17 protein-coding genes are annotated in these 16751 nt (G+C 40.2%); 9 read left to right on the top strand and 8 right to left on the bottom strand.

The window, feature by feature from the left end:
- Positions 1-25 precede the first annotated feature (25 nt).
- From QJ048_RS07670 to QJ048_RS07645, 6 genes are all read left to right on the top strand, one after another.
- Positions 26-1117, top strand: coding sequence for a chorismate mutase (locus QJ048_RS07670; RefSeq protein WP_282333761.1), 1092 nt, complete (start codon positions 26-28; stop codon positions 1115-1117).
- A gap of 106 nt (positions 1118-1223) precedes the next feature.
- Positions 1224-2234 (top strand): 3-dehydroquinate synthase, encoded by a 1011-nt coding sequence (gene aroB / locus QJ048_RS07665; RefSeq protein WP_282333760.1) that lies wholly within the window; start codon positions 1224-1226, stop codon positions 2232-2234.
- Positions 2235-2342: 108 nt separating this feature from the next.
- Entirely contained in the window at positions 2343-3626 is a 1284-nt protein-coding gene (gene aroA, locus QJ048_RS07660) for a 3-phosphoshikimate 1-carboxyvinyltransferase (protein WP_282333759.1), read from the top strand.
- Between the two features lie 94 nt (positions 3627-3720).
- The gene (locus tag QJ048_RS07655; RefSeq protein ID WP_282333758.1) at positions 3721-4713 is read left to right on the top strand and encodes a chorismate synthase; all 993 of its coding nucleotides are present in this window, start codon (positions 3721-3723) and stop codon (positions 4711-4713) included.
- Between the two features lie 41 nt (positions 4714-4754).
- Entirely contained in the window at positions 4755-5054 is a 300-nt protein-coding gene (locus tag QJ048_RS07650) for a DUF952 domain-containing protein (RefSeq protein WP_282333757.1), read from the top strand.
- Between the two features lie 38 nt (positions 5055-5092).
- Positions 5093-5389: a thiamine-binding protein gene (locus QJ048_RS07645; RefSeq protein ID WP_282333756.1), complete on the top strand. Its 297-nt coding sequence runs from the start codon at positions 5093-5095 to the stop codon at positions 5387-5389.
- 163 nt (positions 5390-5552) lie between these two features.
- On the opposite strand, the gene QJ048_RS07640 is transcribed toward QJ048_RS07645, so the two are convergent.
- Complete coding sequence (locus QJ048_RS07640) at positions 5553-6167, bottom strand: M15 family metallopeptidase (RefSeq protein WP_282333755.1); 615 nt, start codon at positions 6165-6167, stop codon at positions 5553-5555.
- Between the two features lie 143 nt (positions 6168-6310).
- Between QJ048_RS07640 and QJ048_RS07635 the strand changes: the two genes are divergently transcribed.
- From QJ048_RS07635 to QJ048_RS07625, 3 genes are all read left to right on the top strand, one after another.
- Positions 6311-8005, top strand: a complete 1695-nt coding sequence (locus tag QJ048_RS07635; protein ID WP_282333754.1) for a L,D-transpeptidase family protein — start codon at positions 6311-6313, stop codon at positions 8003-8005.
- A 15-nt stretch (positions 8006-8020) separates the two neighbouring features.
- Positions 8021-8446 (top strand): septal ring lytic transglycosylase RlpA family protein, encoded by a 426-nt coding sequence (locus QJ048_RS07630; protein WP_282333753.1) that lies wholly within the window; start codon positions 8021-8023, stop codon positions 8444-8446.
- A gap of 96 nt (positions 8447-8542) precedes the next feature.
- Positions 8543-9112, top strand: coding sequence for a rhomboid family intramembrane serine protease (locus tag QJ048_RS07625; protein WP_282333752.1), 570 nt, complete (start codon positions 8543-8545; stop codon positions 9110-9112).
- Positions 9113-9251: 139 nt separating this feature from the next.
- Here QJ048_RS07625 and hemN read toward each other — a convergent pair whose 3' ends face one another.
- The 7 genes from hemN to QJ048_RS07590 form a co-directional block, all read right to left on the bottom strand.
- Positions 9252-10616 carry an oxygen-independent coproporphyrinogen III oxidase gene (gene hemN / locus QJ048_RS07620; RefSeq protein WP_282333751.1) on the bottom strand — a complete coding sequence of 455 codons (1365 nt, stop codon included), beginning with the start codon at positions 10614-10616 and terminating at the stop codon, positions 9252-9254.
- Between the two features lie 237 nt (positions 10617-10853).
- On the bottom strand, positions 10854-12485 hold the full coding sequence (gene pafA / locus QJ048_RS07615) for an alkaline phosphatase PafA (RefSeq protein WP_282333750.1): 1632 nt from the start codon (positions 12483-12485) through the stop codon (positions 10854-10856).
- A gap of 125 nt (positions 12486-12610) precedes the next feature.
- Positions 12611-13156, bottom strand: coding sequence for a hypothetical protein (locus QJ048_RS07610; protein WP_282333749.1), 546 nt, complete (start codon positions 13154-13156; stop codon positions 12611-12613).
- A gap of 35 nt (positions 13157-13191) precedes the next feature.
- Positions 13192-13956 (bottom strand): DUF6882 domain-containing protein, encoded by a 765-nt coding sequence (locus QJ048_RS07605; protein ID WP_282333748.1) that lies wholly within the window; start codon positions 13954-13956, stop codon positions 13192-13194.
- Between the two features lie 67 nt (positions 13957-14023).
- On the bottom strand, positions 14024-14572 hold the full coding sequence (locus tag QJ048_RS07600) for a dihydrofolate reductase family protein (RefSeq protein WP_282333747.1): 549 nt from the start codon (positions 14570-14572) through the stop codon (positions 14024-14026).
- A 3-nt stretch (positions 14573-14575) separates the two neighbouring features.
- Positions 14576-15391, bottom strand: a complete 816-nt coding sequence (locus QJ048_RS07595; protein ID WP_282333746.1) for a hypothetical protein — start codon at positions 15389-15391, stop codon at positions 14576-14578.
- Positions 15392-15662: 271 nt separating this feature from the next.
- Positions 15663-16640 (bottom strand): c-type cytochrome, encoded by a 978-nt coding sequence (locus QJ048_RS07590; protein ID WP_282333745.1) that lies wholly within the window; start codon positions 16638-16640, stop codon positions 15663-15665.
- Positions 16641-16751: the final 111 nt, after the last annotated feature.

Below are 16751 nucleotides of genomic sequence, written 5' to 3'. Positions count from 1 at the left end.
TTCAATAACTTTACAATCTCATACAATGCAAGCAACAGATCAAACCATGAAAGAACAAGTACAAACACTGTGGACAAGCAAAAGACCGTTGATTATTTCCGGTCCATGCAGTGCAGAAACCGAAAGCCAGATGCTGGAAACAGCACAGCGCCTTGCCGCAACAGGCAAAGTAGACATGCTTCGTGCAGGTATATGGAAACCTCGTACAAGACCAGGCATGTTTGAAGGAATTGGTGTGAAAGGATTACCCTGGTTGTTACAGGCAAAAAAAATTACCGGTTTGCCAACAACAGTAGAAGTAGCTACCGCAAAGCAAGTGGAAGATGCATTGAGCTTTGATGTAGATGTTCTTTGGATCGGTGCCAGAACGACTGTAAACCCGTTCAGCGTACAGGAAGTGGCAGATGCACTTCGCGGTGTTGATATTCCTGTATTGATCAAAAACCCGATCAACCCTGATCTTGAATTATGGACAGGTGCTGTTGAGCGTGTACAAAAAGCAGGTATTAAACAAGTTGGTTTGATCCACCGTGGATTCAGTTCTTACGGTAATAGCGAATATCGCAATGCGCCTATGTGGCACCTTGCTATTGAAATGAAACGCCGCAATCCTGATTTGCCAATCATTTGCGATCCTTCCCATATCAGCGGACGCAGAGATATTTTGCAAGCCGTTTCACAAAAAAGTGTTGACCTTGATTACGATGGTTTGATGATCGAGAGCCACATCGATCCGGACAATGCATGGAGCGATGCTAAACAACAAATCACTCCTGAGCGTTTGGCAGAAATGCTTAACGACATCGTTTGGAGAAAAGAAGATGTTAACTCAGAAGAATATCATGCGGCGTTGGAAAAATTGCGTCAGCAAATCAATCACCTTGATGATGAGTTAATGCAAATCCTTGCACAACGTATGAAAGTAGCTGACAAGATCGGTCAATACAAAAAAGAGAACAGCATCACGATCTTACAAACAAACCGCTGGAATGAAATTCTTGAGCGTGCATTCAAAAAAGGTGAAGCAATGGGTCTTAGCAAAGAGTTCATCACCAAATACTACGATGCACTGCACATGGAAAGCATCAACCACCAGAATAAGATCATGAATGATTAAAGAAGTTATTAGTTGTTAGTTGATAGTTGTTAGAATATTTCCTATTTAAGGAGCTCTACCAATTATCAACTACCTAACAACTAACAACCAACAACTAACAACTTTCATGAAGAAACTAACTTACAAATTCTCTACAGCCTCAACCTTTTTTTATTTCGATACAGCATTCGCTGATCTAAAAACAATTGTAGATAAACAAAATGCAGTTGTTATCACGGATGAAAATGTTTTTGCCAACCACGAAAAGAAACTCAAAGGCTGGAACGTAATTGTTCTGAAAGCCGGAGAAGCGTATAAAATTCAACCGACTGTTGATACTGTAATTGAACAGTTGATAGCATTTGGCGCCGACAGAAAAACTTTCTTAGCAGGCATCGGAGGTGGCGTTATCACTGACATCACAGGATACGTTGCCGCGATTTACATGCGTGGATTGCGATTTGGTTTTATACCAACCACCATCCTTGCAATGGTAGATGCAGCAATCGGAGGAAAAAATGGAATTGATGTTGGCGTATATAAAAACATGGTGGGCACTATTCGTCAGCCGGAGTTTTTGTTGTACGACTACAGCTTATTAAAATCATTGCCTGAAAGCGAGTGGATAAACGGCTTTGCAGAAATTATTAAACATGCCTGCATTAAAGATGCCCGTATGTTTAAACTGCTGGAAGAAAAAACACTGGCAAATTTTCAGAAGAATAAAACATTGTTATCTGCATTGATCCAGACCAATGTTAAAATAAAAGCGGGTGTTGTTCAACGTGATGAATTCGAACAGGGTGAAAGACGTTTGCTCAACTACGGACATACTTTGGGACATGCGGTAGAAAACATGTACGAGCTTGGTCATGGTCAGGCCATATCAATTGGTATGACCACTGCAGCCATGATCTCAAAGAAATTGCTTGGTTTCAAACAGTCTGAAAAAGTAATTGCGTTGTTGAGTAAGTATGGTTTACCAACCGTTGCAGAGTATGATAAAGAAAAAGCATTTGAAATTCTTACACACGATAAGAAAAAAGTGCGCAACGAAATGAACTACATTTTGCTCGAAAAAATAGGAAAAGGTGTTGTACGACCGATTCCATTGAACGAATTGAAAACGTTGATCTAGAGAATAGAACAGCAGATTTTCATGATTTTCATGATCTGTCAAGATTTTTTTCTTATCGTAATAAATCATCACAATCATGAAAATCTGCGTTCCAATTAAAATAAAAATATGAACGTAACCATACAACCATCTTCTATCACAGGGTCCATTGTGGCAGCGGCTTCTAAAAGCTCCATGCAACGTGCATGTGCGGCGGCGCTGTTGCACAAGGGAACAACGATCATACACAATCCGGGACATAGCAATGATGACAATGCAGCCATTGATGTAATCCAGCAAATGGGCGCAAAAACTTCTTTGGTGGGTGAAGAATTGCATGTAACAAGCAATGGTGTAAATGCTGAAAACGAAAGAATAAACTGCGGAGAAAGTGGTTTGGGCATTCGCATGTTTGCACCAATCATTTCTATGAACAAAGTACCTATCACCATCAATGGAGAAGGTAGTTTGCTTAAAAGACCAATGGATTTTTTCGATGAAGTATTGCCTGATCTTGGCATACAGGTGAAATCAAACGATGGTAAATTGCCATTGGTAGTAAAAGGTCCTTTGCAAACAAAAGAGATCACTATCGACGGATCATTAAGCTCACAGTTTCTTACAGGTTTGTTGTTTGCGTACGCGGCATCTGTAACAGAACCAACAACTATAAACGTAACCAATTTAAAAAGCAAGCCATACATCGATCTTACGTTAAAAGTATTGGCCCACTTCGGTTACAAAATTGAAAATAAAAATTACGAGCAATTTATAATAACACCTTCTAGCAACTCACAACCAACAACTATCAACTACACTGTTGAAGGAGATTGGAGTGGTGCTGCATTCTTGTTGGTAGCAGGTGCCATTGCCGGAAAAATTACGGTGAAAGGATTGGATGTATTTTCAACGCAGGCAGATAAAGCCATTTTGCAGGCATTGACGGATTGTGGTGCAAGTATGTCGATTGAGGAGTCGCAAATAGAGATTGGTCCTGCTGCCTTAAAAGCCTTTCATTTCGATGCAACAGAATGCCCGGACTTGTTCCCTCCCTTGGTTGCGTTAGCCTCTTATTGCGCCGGAAAAACGGTAATAGAAGGTGCTAATCGTTTAACGCATAAGGAAAGCAATCGTGCACTTACTTTGCAGGAGGAATTCGGCAAAATGGGCATTCAAATAGATTTACAGGACGACCTCATGATCGTGCATGGTGGTGGTGGTGTAAGAGGCGCTGTTGTTCATTCTCACCACGACCACAGGATCGCGATGGCATGCGCTGTTGCAGGCTTAAAAGCAACAGGCGAAACCACCATCGAAGTGGCAGAAGCGATCAATAAATCGTATCCTGATTTTTATGAACACATTAAGAAATTAGGCGCTGTGGTGCTAGAGGCTGAGGTAAGTAAAAAGTAAAAAGGCAAAAGTTAAAAAGCAGAGACCCTGATTTTTGAATTTTGATTTTTGAATTTTTACTTCAATAAAATTGTTAAGATTAAAACTTAAAGCATTGAACTCATTCGGACGTATTTTTCGAGTAAACATATTTGGTGAATCGCACGGCGAAGGTGTTGGTGTATTGATCGATGGTGTTCCTGCGGGATTGCCTTTGAAAACAGAAGACTTTTTGCCTGATCTGGAGCGACGAAAAGGCGGTCAGCAGAAAGGTACAACGCCGCGTAAGGAGGACGATTTTCCGTTCTTTAAAAGTGGTTTGTTTAACGACAAGGCAACAGGCGCACCTATCACTATTTTGTTTGAGAACAACAACACGCGTTCCGGCGATTATGCCAAACAACGTGCAGTGCCAAGACCGGGCCATGCTGATTTTGTAGCCAGCAAAAAATTTGGTGGTAACGAAGACTACCGCGGTGGTGGTCACTTCAGTGGAAGGCTTACAGTAGGGTTGGTAGCGGCAGGTGTTGTCGCGAAAAAAATATTAGGCGACATTAAAGTAGAAGCAACGATAACTGAAGTGGGAGGAGAGAAAGATGTGGAGAAAGGTTTGCAAAAAGCCATTGAAGCAAAAGACTCTGTTGGCGGTATTGTTGAATGTCGCGTGAGCGGATTGCCTATTGGTTTAGGTGAACCGTTTTTCGATTCTGTTGAATCATTGTTGGGTCACGCTGTGTTTGCTATTCCAGCCGTTCGTGGTGTTGAGTTTGGAACGGGTTTTGCCGCAGCTAAGATGTTTGGTGTTGAACATAACGATGCCATTGAAAATGCAGAAGGGAAAACAATTACCAATCATGCTGGTGGTGTTGTAGGTGGTATTACAAATGGTAATGAATTGGTTTTTCGCATTGCGATAAAACCAACTTCTTCTACACCAAAAGATCAGTTTACATTGAACTGGGAAACCAACGAAATGGAAACATTCTCTGTAAAAGGACGTCACGATCTGTGTATTGCATTGCGTGTGCCGCCAGTGTTAGAAGCGGTTACGGCAATTGTGCTTGCAGATTTGATGTTGCTTGAGCAACGAGTAAAACGCATTATTTGAGAGGCGGAACACAGATTTTCATGATTGTTAAACATCATATGATGGCTATCATTTATCATGTTACTACTGCAGCGGCATGGAACACTGCAAAAGAAAAAGGCAGTTATGAAGATACTTCTCTTGCAAAAGAAGGATTTATTCATGCCAGCGAAACTCAACAAGTCGATGGTGTGCTGCAAAGATATTTTGCAGGTAAAACCGATCTCGTAAAACTCACTATCGACACCAGTAAACTGAAGAGCCAGCTTGTGTACGAATGGTCGCCATCTGTGCAGGAACAATTCCCCCACATCTACGGTCCCATCAACCTCGACGCTGTTACAGATACTGAAGCACTGTAGCCCTATTAATTATTCTTTATTAATTATTAATTACTTCAATGCATTCTTACATCATCAACGCCTCTATTCAAATTCTTCCCGTTGTACAAGACAGACATCCATACGAATGGGTAGATGAAGCAATCGCCGTTATTCAGAAGTCAAACGTAAAGTATGAAGTAGGCGCGTTTTCCACAGTTGTAGAAGGAAAGTACAGCGATGTAATGCAACTGATCAACGATATCAACGAATATCTCTACAGTCGCGAGTGCAATGAATGGATCGCTAGTGTGCAAATTCAAATCAGAAGCAAAGGCGATATAACCGGAGATGAGAAAACCGAAAAGTTTAAGTAGGAGTGAGCACACAGATGACACGGATTGGACTGATTTGCACGGATCAATAATTGAATAACTGGGTAACTGAATAACTGAAATGCAAAGTCGGAGTTGAACTCAGTTATTCAGTTACCCAGTTATTCAATTTGAAAAAAAACCGTGTAAATCAGTCTAATCCGTGTCATCTGTGTGCCCATTTTTTCAAATCCCTAAAGCTCAGATCCATTACATTATATTCTTTTGAGTTTCCGAAGCTATAATGCCACCACTCAGTTTCCAGTGCTTTGAAACCATACTTTTCCATTGTTTCCCGCAAGAATTTTCTGTTTTTTAATACATTTTCCGGCAAATTCTTAAAGTCATGATGGGCCGAATCTGTGAAGTTGTCAAAATCAGTTCCCATATCCACATTTTTGCCTGTCGCAAGATCAACCAGTGTGAGGTCAACCGTAGTTCCACGATTATGGCCGCTGCCGTTAACAGGGTTAGCCACATAACGCTCATCGTGAATAAGTGTCCACATTTTTTGAGAAACACTATAGGGGCGGTATGCATCAAAAATTTTTAGGGAATAACCTTTTGCCGTACATTCGCCCTGTACTTTATCAAGAGCTTTTGCGGCAGCAAGTCGCAAATATGAATAACCGATTCGAGGGTACAGTTGTTGATGTGTGAAGTTGTTAGTTGTTGCGTAACGAAGGTCAAATTGTATTCCGGTAATACTTCCAATACTCACCATTCGCTGGTTGCTATCAAGAGCCACTATTTTTTCATACTGTTTTACATCTTTGACCACATATAAACTTTGTCCAGTTGCGCATTGGGCAAGCAAAATGAAAAACATTGTTAATCGAAAAAAAAGAAATTGATTCATTAGGTTGAGAGTATGTGTTTTATGTTGTATTATTCGCCCTGAATTTAAGAATCTGTATTTATTTTATGAAGCTGTATCAATTGTGTTTTGTAAAAAGATTGATTTTCCCCCTATTCTTTATCGTAGTTTCACTGGTTGCCTGTAACAATAACAGCTCCAAAAAACCGGCAGAAAAAGTAATTGTTGACAAGCCGGAACAAATGGAAACCGTGGTAAGCGAAAATATAGATGAACTGTTAACTTATCTAAAAGGAAATGCAGGGAAATTAAATGATTCTGTTAAAGTAGATTTACTTCAGCAGGTTGACAAGGTATATCAAAATACCAGTTTTCACACCATTTGGAGCAAGGACCAGAAATGGCAACCTATTGCCGATTCCATGTTTTACATGGTGATGCATGCCAAAGAATACGGATTGTTCCCAACAGATTATCATGCAGAGATTTTAAATGATTTTCACAATAAAATTATTGCAGATCCCTCCTCAAAAAAGAACGCCATACTCTGGACGAGAGCCGATGTGTTATTAACCGACGCATGGTTTGGAATGGCCAAAGATCTGAAGTTGGGCAGATTGGCGAAGGACAGCGTAACATTAAGAAATGATTCGGCAGTTAATGACGAATATTTCTTCAATAAATTTCAAGGCGCCGTTGCAAGCGGAAACGTGTTGGGAGTATTGAGAGAACAAGAACCTACCAACAGATTTTATGTAGGTTTAAAAGAAGCGCTGCCTTCTTTCCTTGACACTGCGAAGTTCAAGCAAGTTGTGTACATCACTTACCCCGGCAAAGATTCAATGTCGCTTAACACACAAGTGCAGCAAAGATTAGTGGAAGAGGGATATATCGCTGCACCGCTGGCAGCAGGCGATTCAGCGGGATTGAAAAAAGTTTTGACTGCATTTCAGCACGTTAAAAAAATTAAAGAAACGGGAAAGATCAACGAGTCAGTCGTTAGAAATTTAAACTACACTGATTGGGAAAAATTCAAACGCATTGCGCTTAATCTCGATCGCTATAAACAACTTCCTGATTCCTTACCACAAGCCTATGCCTGGGTGAATTTGCCTGCGTTCTCCCTTCGTGTGTTCGACACTGATACCATTGCGTTGCAATCGAAAGTTATTTGCGGAAGCCCTGTTACACGCACGCCTTTGCTTACAAGTGCCATTTCTAATTTTATTACTTATCCTCAGTGGACAGTACCTTACAGCATCATCTTTAAAGAAATGCTTCCACGCATTCAAAAAAATACCGACTATCTTGATAAGCAAAACTTGATGGTGATAGATGCCAACGATAGTGTGATCGATCCCAAAACTATTGACTGGTCAAAACTTAATAAAACGCATTTTCCTTATTTGCTGAAACAGCGCCAGGGTGACGATAATTCATTAGGTGTGATCAAATTTAATTTTCCTAATAAATACAGTGTGTACATGCATGATACCAATGCAAGAAAATTGTTTGGTAATTCATACAGAGCGTTAAGTCACGGATGTGTGCGTGTGCAGGACTGGAAAATATTTTCTGATTATTTGATAAGAAATGACACATTGAAGTTTCCTGCAGATACCATTAATGCCTGGATGGAAAGACAGGAAAAGCACGTCGTTTCTGGCTTTAAGAAATTGCCATTGTACATAAGATACAACACTTGCGAAGGCAATGATGGCAAAGTGAAATTTTATGATGATATTTATGGAGTAGACCGAATGTTGAGCGAGAAATATTTTGCCAATAAAAACGTTTATTAACCATAAATAAATCCTATGATTCGACTATTGATTGTTTGTTCATTGTTTTTTGGGCAGGGCGTAGCCGCGGCGCCAGCCGTTCGATCGGTACGCTCGCATGACCCCACTCCCGCAAAACGGGTTGTGAATCTGCAGAAGGTACAATATGGAACGGCCAGTTATTACTCCAATAAATTTGAAGGTAAAAAAACAGCTAACGGTGAAGTTTTCCACCAAAAAAATATGACTTGCGCTCATAATGGATTGCCTTTTGGGACATGGTTAAAAGTAACCAACAGAAAAAATGGCAAATGGGCATATTTCAGGGTAACTGACCGCCTCCATGCAAAAAATCACAGGGTAGTTGATCTAACCACCACAGGTGCAAAAAAACTGGGTTATTATAAAAAGGGCCTTACCAATGTTAAGGTTGAAGTAATGGGCAAGAAGATGCCAGAATAGAAACTGAATAACTGAATGTTTAGGTTCAGTCAGGTTCCTTGATAGTAAGCTTTCAATTATTCAGTTACTCAGTTATTCAGTCATTAAAACAGCTTGATGTCACTATTCAGAAAGATCGATTATAACTCGCCGGTAGTATTATCTTACTTTTTTCTATCCGCAGCAACATTAGTGCTTGGATATGTAACGCAGGGATATACTACTGGTGTTTTTTTTAGCATATACCGCACTTCATTGCTCGATCCGCTTTTATACTTGCGTTTGTTTACTCACGTACTGGGGCATGCGAATTTTACACACTTCATAAATAACTTCCTGTTGCTGCTGATCGTCGGGCCCATTCTGGAGGAAAAATATGGTTCCAAACGACTTCTCATCATGATGCTTTTCACAGCTGTGATTACGGGGTTGGTAAATATCTTCCTCTTTCCACAAACAGCTTTGCTGGGAGCAAGCGGCATTGTTTTCATGTGCATTTTGCTGGCTTCCATCACTAATTTTAAGAGTAACACTTTACCGCTTACATGTTTATTAGTGCTCGTAATTTATCTCGGACAGGAGTTGTATAGTGCGTTGCATGCAAAGGACAATATTTCGCATCTTACGCATATAATTGGAGGGATATGTGGAGCGGCTTTTGGGTTTAGAGGGCGTAACAGAAATTAGGAATTAAGAATTAAGAATTCTTCCTGATACAACAACAGAACTAATTGCAATAACTAGTTACTCAGACGCCATGTTTGTCAAGTATTATGAACTACCACACAAAGTATTCTTAATTCCTAATTCTTAATTCTTAATTGAATTATATTGTCATCGAGAATAATCTCGTATCCGGCAATTTCCTGTTCATTCTAAGGTCAAAAGCCATGCAGACGTTGCGGATAAAAGGAACGCCATTTTCATTTATTTGTAAGCCATTTTCATTTACCGTGACGATACCGTCTTTTACAAATTCGTCGAGTTTTGAAATGATGTCATCAAGCTCGTTGAACTTTTCATTTGCTTGGCTCCAGGAAGTTCGTAATTGGCACATGATGTTCAATACGTGTTTGCGTATCACAAGATCTTCGTCGTCCAATAAATGCCCTCTAAATACCGGTAATTCGTCTTTTGCAAGCGCATCATAATATTCTTCCAGCGTTTTTACATTTTGTGCAAATGCATACCATGAATCGCTGATCGCCGAAACACCAAGGCCAATCATCAATTGGGTTTTTGAAGATGTGTAGCCCATGAAATTTCTGTGTAATTTTTTATCAACAGAAGACGAATACAAACTGTCAGATTTCAAAGCAAAGTGATCCATGCCAATTTCTATATAACCATTTTCAAGGAAAAGTTTTTTCCCTAGATTATATAAGGCACGTTTCTCTTCATCTTTCGGAAGATCATTTTCATCAAATCCTCTTTGGCCGTTTCCTTTTAACCAGGGTACATGCGCATAGCTGTAGAAAGCCAGCCTGTCGGGCTTTAGCAAAATTGTTTTTTGTATTGTGTCGGCGATGGTTTCCAGAGTTTGTTTGGGCAAACCAAATACCAAGTCATGACTCACGGAACTGTAACCAATTTCTTTTGCCAAAGATGTTGCACGCTCAACGTTTTCAAACGGTTGAATGCGGTGAATTGCGTTTTGTATAACAGGATCATAATCCTGCACACCAAAGCTTACTCTTTTGAAACCGAAATCATATAATGTTTGCAAATGCTCTCTTGTGGTATTGTTGGGGTGCCCTTCAAAGCTAAACTCCCAATCTTCGCATTTGTCAGCATGAGCAAAAATACCTTCCAGTAGTTGTCGCAAATTATGTGGTGAGAAAAAAGTGGGGGTACCGCCGCCAAAGTGGATCTCTTTGATCAGTGGTTTTTCCTGAAAAAGATCAGTATACATCTGCCATTCTTTCAACACTGCCTTGATGTAAGGATCTTCAACATCGTGATTTTTCGTGATTCTTTTATTGCAGCCGCAAAATGTGCAAAGGCTCTCGCAAAAGGGGAGATGGATGTACAAACTAATGCCTTCCTTTTCATTGCTTTCAGCGAACGATTTGACTGCTGAAAATTTCCAGTCGTTTACATTGAAACTGCGTTCATCCCAATAAGGAACAGTTGGGTAGCTGGTATATCTTGGTCCGGGAACATTGTACTTATGAATCAAGCCTGTATTCATCACATGAATTATATCACAAATGTTGCGAGAAGCAGCGGGAGAAATTATGAGAAAAGTCAGGGGTGAAGGAATGTTACATTAGTATGACAAATGAATTAATAATTAATAATTAAGAATTAATAGGGCGGTCAGCATGATTTGAATGTACCTAGCAATTAAAGGGGAGAGTTTGTAATAAAAAAAAGTGGCACTCGATAACGAATGCCACCCTATTAATTATTCTTTATTAATTATTAATTACTTCGAGATTTCTTCAATCACACTGCCCACACAACCATTCGGCATTTGAATTTGCAACAGCGCCGCAATGGTCGGAGCAATATCAGTCATGTTTGCGTGTTTATTGCTTTTGCCTGACTTGATGTGCCATCCGTACCAAACCAGTGGGATATGCGTATCATACGGGTTCCACGTGCCGTGTGTAGTACCTGTGCGGCCGGAGCCTTCATAGTAGCCGGGGTTTAAGATGATTTGTATAGCACCGCATCTTTTGAAATAATAGCCATTTGCTACCATTGATTTTAAAGGCTCCACTGTCGCAGAACTTCCCACAGCAGCAATATCGATCGCTTGTGTAATGTTGGGCTGACGAAGCAAATAAGCAATGGTTTCTTTTTTGATCTTTTCGAAATCCAGTTGCTGTGCATCAATTTTATCAAGGTCAAAATTCACCTGGTAGTTTTTAATCGCCCTGATCAAATTGCCCGTACCAAATTTTGTTGCCAACATCTTATTCAAGGAGTCTTTCAAAGGATTTGAATTCCATGTATCTGCAGGAAGATTATGCTTTGCCATGAAATCAATATTGTGTGCTGCACCATGATCTGCAGAGAGGAATACAAGGTATTGACCTTTACCAAGCTTCTGATCAAGCATCGTAAAGAAATCAGAGAGATCTTTGTCAAGACGCAGATAAGTATCTTCTACTTCAATTGAATTCGGTCCAAACATATGCCCTACGTAATCAGTAGAGGCACAGTTAATAGTAAGAAAGTCGGTAACGTCTCCTTGTCCGAGTTTGTAGTTCTCAACCGCTTGTTGTGCAAACTCCAAGGTAAGTGTATTGCCAAATGGAGTTGAGCGGAAGATTCCTTTCTTTTGCTTATAAAAATCATCTATTGCATGAGGGAACGTCGATGTTTTTTCACCGGGAAATTTTCCTTCATAAGATTGATCATCGCTATCACTTTGAACATATGTTTTGATTGGATACATCGTGCTCCAACCTTTTTTGATCAATGATTGGATGCGGTTCTTATCGTTGTATTTGTTTACCCATGAAGGCAATTCTTTCATGTAGTAAGAGCTTGTGATGAAGTGTCCACTTGCATCATCCAGCCAGTAAGCAGCAGTAGCCAAATGACCAGCAGGTAAAATAGAAGCTCTGTCTTTCAGGGACACACCCACCACTTTTGATCTGAAGTTTGTTGCCAGTCGCAGCTCGTCCGTAATGGTAGAAACAAGCAAATTTCTTGGAGACATTTTACCATCTTCAGATTCATTGCCTACGCTGGTAACAGTGCTGTCATCTGTGCAGTAAACGCTTTTGCCGCTAAGTTGCTCGATCCAGTCATTTCCGGTAATGCCGCTGATGGCAGGCACTGCGCCGGTGAATATTGTTGTGTGACCAACGGCTGTATAAGAAGGCAAATAATTGATGAAAGTATTTTCGCAGGAAAAGCCGTCATTCAGCAGTCGTTTAAAACCACCCGCTTCGTAGCGGTCATAATAACGGTACAAATAATCCCAACGCATTTGGTCCACCACGATTCCTACTACAAGTTTGGGTCTTGGAACTGAATTTGCATTTTGTGCAAAAGAGGCAGAAGCAAAGATCAATAGTACTAATGAGAAGATTAAACGACGCATATTGTTTGAAAAAATTTTGGCAAAGATATAGCTGTGACAACTTCAAAGATAAAACACAACAAAATGATAACACAGGAATAAACTGAACGTGTAGTTCGAGTTACGATTAAAGCATTCTCAATTAGTTATTCAGTAAATAAGTCTTTGGCTGTGAGTTCAATTTCAACATAGGTGGTATTGATCTCATGCCGCACCGTCTCAATTCTAAGGCTGCTATTGCCTTTTTGCCAGGTTTTTCTTGTGTGTGGCATTCCGTGATGGTAAATTTTATCCTCTCCTTCTTTATGTAGTGTGTTTGTTATATAACTGCTAAGAGCTTTATAGTCCTTCTTAGCTTCTTTTGTGAGATTGGCAGACTTACGATAGAACTTCGTAGCACAAACCCCCGTTAATTTATTTGAACTATCAAAACTCAGCAATACGGAACTAAAATAGCAATCAGCAATTTTTATTGAGTTTGCAGAATCTCTCAATGAAGGTTGATATTGATAAACTGTCTGACCCTCGTATAGAGGGTTAGGTGGCAGCTTTAAGTCGAGTGTAAATCTGGAAATAGAGTCTCCTAAGTGAAACTTACCCATACCGGTTATGGTGTTGCCTGATACAGAAATTTGTGCGTTCGCGCTACTAAAACTTAATAACAATAGAACAGCTACAGCTAGATGCTTCATAGTTTATAATAAGGGTTAGGGATTGGGGAGATATTTTATTTATGTTCCAAATTTATCGTTTTCATTTCAAAATAGCATGCTTCGCAAACCATCTTAATATCTGCAAATTTCATCGACTCATCGTTCCACCCACCAGCGTTTTGCCTTACAATTTCACATTCATCGCACCATGCCTGAAAGTCTTCATCTTCGTCTTCGTCGGAAAGTTCCATTCCTTCATAGGTTTCAAAAGCTTCTTCAAAACCGGCTTTTGTTGTTTTGTCAAGATGCCTGCAAACAAAGGCTCTTCTGCGTTTTTCATGACTGCCGCATTCGATGTATTTATCTTTAATGATTTGTGCTGTATCGTTATCGACAAACTCAAGGATAACCATAAACAACATTAAATGCTCGGAAACAGGTCTGTAAACACCTATGCCTTCTAGTATTTTTGCCGTGATTGATGTAAACTCCCAACCTTCTTCCTTCGTGCTGTTGAAACAACCCGTCGTCAGTTTCTCATAGGTCATTGTCTCTCCAAATTCTTTAACGGCCAGTGTTTGCTCTTTCACTTTTGCTAAAATATGATCGTTGTCCCACGACCATTTCCATGTATTGCTTTTTGTTGAAAAAGATCCTACATCGCAGTATCTGAAATTTATTTCTTCATCTCCGGTTGAAAACGTAAAAAGTCCTGACGCCTGGTCATAGAACCAGTTTTCCCAATCGTCGATATGAAAGTCTTTCCGGAAATTACTTTGTAAATCATGGATTTCATGAATGCAATTGTGTGCGTATTCGTCGTATGCTAAAGGTTCCAAAAGCTACAGTTTAATATAGTAAAAAGTCAGTGCAAATCAGTTAAATCAGCGTCATCTGTGTGCTCTCTCACAGCGCATTCTCGCTCTTCATCTTCTCATACCACAACTGCACCAATCCAGAAGGAAAAGTCATGCTACGCTTCAGTTCCAGTCTTTGAATATGCCTGCCTGGTTTAAATAAAGAAATGCCATCACCAAGAAAAATTGGAATAACAGAAATGATGAAGCGATCAACCAGATCATGTTTCATCAATTCAAAAATAATCTCCGATCCGCCGTCGCAAAATATGTTTTTCCCTTCCTGCTTTTGAAGATCAGCGATGAGTTCCGTAACAGGTCCGTTGAAGAAAGTAACATTTTCATCGCTTCCTGTTCTTGATGCAGACAGAACAATCGTTTTTCTGTCCTTGTGCCAGAATGTGTCGGACAGCGTTAATACTTTGTCATAAGTTTTTCTTCCAAGAAGTACTGTGTCTACGTTTTTAATAAAATCGAAGTAGCCATAATCTTCGTCTTCTCTGTCAACCATGTCTAGCCAGCTGATATCATTGTCTTTCGTAGCAATATAACCGTCGACACTGCATGCAATAAAAATCATCACCTGTCTTTTACTCATAATTTACCAGTTTAATACCTGTAAAATTAATTTCCATTCTTTGCCTTTGCGAATCCAAACGCGTAAATAATTTTCAACATTTTCGTGCGTCATTACATTCCCGTACACATAAGCGAAATCGCCGCTTTGCGAGAGTTCTCCGGCGATGGGAGCGAAGTGTAAAGTATCCGGAATTGAAGCGACAGCGGCTCTCAAATTTTCCAGTCCATAATAAGGGTGATGGTTTTTTCTGTTGAACCATGAATCATTTGTAATATGGTTGTTGAAAGCAAGTTTGCCGACCTTTTGGTATTCGTTTATAAAATCATTTTCTATTGACAATGCGTTTTGAGATTTGGCAACTTTTGTTGAATTGAAATCAGAGGTGAATATTTTCACCGCAGTTACTCTTTCGTTATTTGAACCGTAAGACGCACCCATGTCGAGAACGGCTTTCCACTCACTGTTCTCATTAAATTTCCAGATGGTAGTGAACTGCCCGCGACCTGAAACGGTGTCGTTAGCACTTTGTTTGTAAGTATAAGGACCAGTGGAAAAACCAATGTGTTTCGTAGATGAGATGCCCACATACTCTGGCTCCCAGTTCAGCACGCCACCTCTGCCAACATTGTTGCCGTAGAGTTGATAGCCGTTAACTGCTTTGCCTTTCACAAACACAACGCAGCTTGTATCAAAGTTTGCTGTGAAGGATTTGTTTATACCCACTCTTGTTGACATTGCAGCGAATGCTCTTTCTGCATTTACAATTGATTGGCCGCTATTTTGGGCGTGTATCTTGTTGCTGCATAGCAAAACAACAATCATAATGTAGTACTTCATGAGAGGGTTATTTTTTTGCACACAAATGACACGGATTAGACTGATTTTCACAGATTCGGTTCATCTAAATTAATATTTGGAATTGTTGACCGGAATTAAAATGTGTTAAGTGGTATCTGCAGTGCTTTATGTGATAAGGCTTCTACAATCCCGAAATATCATCGTGATCGTAGAAGCCTTATTAAAATTATCAAGACTTACACTGGAAAATTTTCTTCGAAATTAATCCGTGAAAATCCGTCTAATCAGTGTCATCTGTGTGCCAATGTATTTACCCCTTAGGCTTGAACTTGATAACACTGTGCTTGATCGGCGCCAATGTTTGCAGGTATGAATAGATGCTTGAAAGGTCACTTTCTGTCATGCCTCCATACATTGTCCATGGCATGATCGTTTGCATATCTGTAGGCTTAAGCACAATGTTTTGATTCGCGCTGTCTGCGTAAAATTTGAACTTTTTAATGAACTGTTCTCTTGTCCAGTTGCCAATACCCGTTTCTTTGTCAGGAGTAATGTTTGCAGAAGTAATTGTTCCAGATGGCATCGGGAATGATCTTCCACCTGCAAAAGCAAGTTCTTCAGTGTACTTGCCTTTATCAAATGGCGTGTGGCACTCGTGGCACGCCGCTCCTGTAAACAAGTACTTGCCATAAGCAACACTGTCAGAAGGAGAAGGCTTTGTTGTTAACTCAGCTTTAGAAGGCATTGTGTTGATCAGGAAGTTCATTGGAAAATCGGAAGCACTGGTTGGAGGCTTGTTGTCAATTGCAGGAAGTGTGCGCAGATAAGCGATCACCGCCTTGATATCCTCTGCATCCATTTTGCCGTAAGCGTGATAAGGCATTACAGGAAAAATAGCTTGGCCATTTCTATCAACGCCGGTTGTAATGGTTCTGAAAATCTCGCCGTCGGTCCAACTGCCAATGCCGGCAGGAGTGATATTTCTTGCAAAATATTTTCCCGGAAATCCCATTGTCTGGTCAAATTGCTCACCGCCCTTGCCTTGCGTGCCGGCAATGATAGGAGCGGAGAGTTTGCTCCAGTCGCGGGTACTGTGGCAATCGATACAAACAAAAACATGATTGGCAAGATATTCTCCGCGTTGTACAAGCTCCGGAGTGGAGTTCACTTTAATGTCGGAAGCAGGACCAACATTGGGCAATCCTAGTTTTACGTACGAGGCAATGCCTACAACTCCAAGAATAATAATGAGCACAAGGATGCCCAGCACTTTAAGAACTTTTTTCATAATGATGCAAATATTTGGGTTTGTTTACAAAAAGGGGTTTTTCACTTTGTCCGGTGGATTTTGCTTGGGCAAAGATTTACAATATCACGTTCGAGCGTAATATTCTGTTTC

This window comes from Pinibacter soli, assembly GCF_029961145.1.
GTDB lineage: Bacteria > Bacteroidota > Bacteroidia > Chitinophagales > Chitinophagaceae > Pinibacter > Pinibacter soli.
Note: the sequence above shows the minus strand (reverse complement) of the source record. Positions and strands in the feature narration are given on the sequence as shown.

Excerpts from the sequence above, each read along its gene's own strand:
- QJ048_RS07630 (WP_282333753.1), top strand. The coding sequence starts at position 8,021 with ATGATTCGACTATTGATTGTTTGTTCATTGTTTTTTGGGCAGGGCGTA.
- pafA (WP_282333750.1), bottom strand. The coding sequence starts at position 12,485 with ATGCGTCGTTTAATCTTCTCATTAGTACTATTGATCTTTGCTTCTGCC.
- QJ048_RS07650 (WP_282333757.1), top strand. The coding sequence starts at position 4,755 with ATGGCTATCATTTATCATGTTACTACTGCAGCGGCATGGAACACTGCA.
- QJ048_RS07595 (WP_282333746.1), bottom strand. The coding sequence starts at position 15,391 with ATGAAGTACTACATTATGATTGTTGTTTTGCTATGCAGCAACAAGATA.
- QJ048_RS07610 (WP_282333749.1), bottom strand. The coding sequence starts at position 13,156 with ATGAAGCATCTAGCTGTAGCTGTTCTATTGTTATTAAGTTTTAGTAGC.
- hemN (WP_282333751.1), bottom strand. The coding sequence starts at position 10,616 with ATGAATACAGGCTTGATTCATAAGTACAATGTTCCCGGACCAAGATAT.
- aroB (WP_282333760.1), top strand. The coding sequence starts at position 1,224 with ATGAAGAAACTAACTTACAAATTCTCTACAGCCTCAACCTTTTTTTAT.
- QJ048_RS07600 (WP_282333747.1), bottom strand. The coding sequence starts at position 14,572 with ATGAGTAAAAGACAGGTGATGATTTTTATTGCATGCAGTGTCGACGGT.
- aroA (WP_282333759.1), top strand. The coding sequence starts at position 2,343 with ATGAACGTAACCATACAACCATCTTCTATCACAGGGTCCATTGTGGCA.
- QJ048_RS07590 (WP_282333745.1), bottom strand. The coding sequence starts at position 16,640 with ATGAAAAAAGTTCTTAAAGTGCTGGGCATCCTTGTGCTCATTATTATT.
- QJ048_RS07645 (WP_282333756.1), top strand. The coding sequence starts at position 5,093 with ATGCATTCTTACATCATCAACGCCTCTATTCAAATTCTTCCCGTTGTA.
- QJ048_RS07670 (WP_282333761.1), top strand. The coding sequence starts at position 26 with ATGCAAGCAACAGATCAAACCATGAAAGAACAAGTACAAACACTGTGG.
- QJ048_RS07635 (WP_282333754.1), top strand. The coding sequence starts at position 6,311 with ATGAAGCTGTATCAATTGTGTTTTGTAAAAAGATTGATTTTCCCCCTA.
- QJ048_RS07625 (WP_282333752.1), top strand. The coding sequence starts at position 8,543 with ATGTCACTATTCAGAAAGATCGATTATAACTCGCCGGTAGTATTATCT.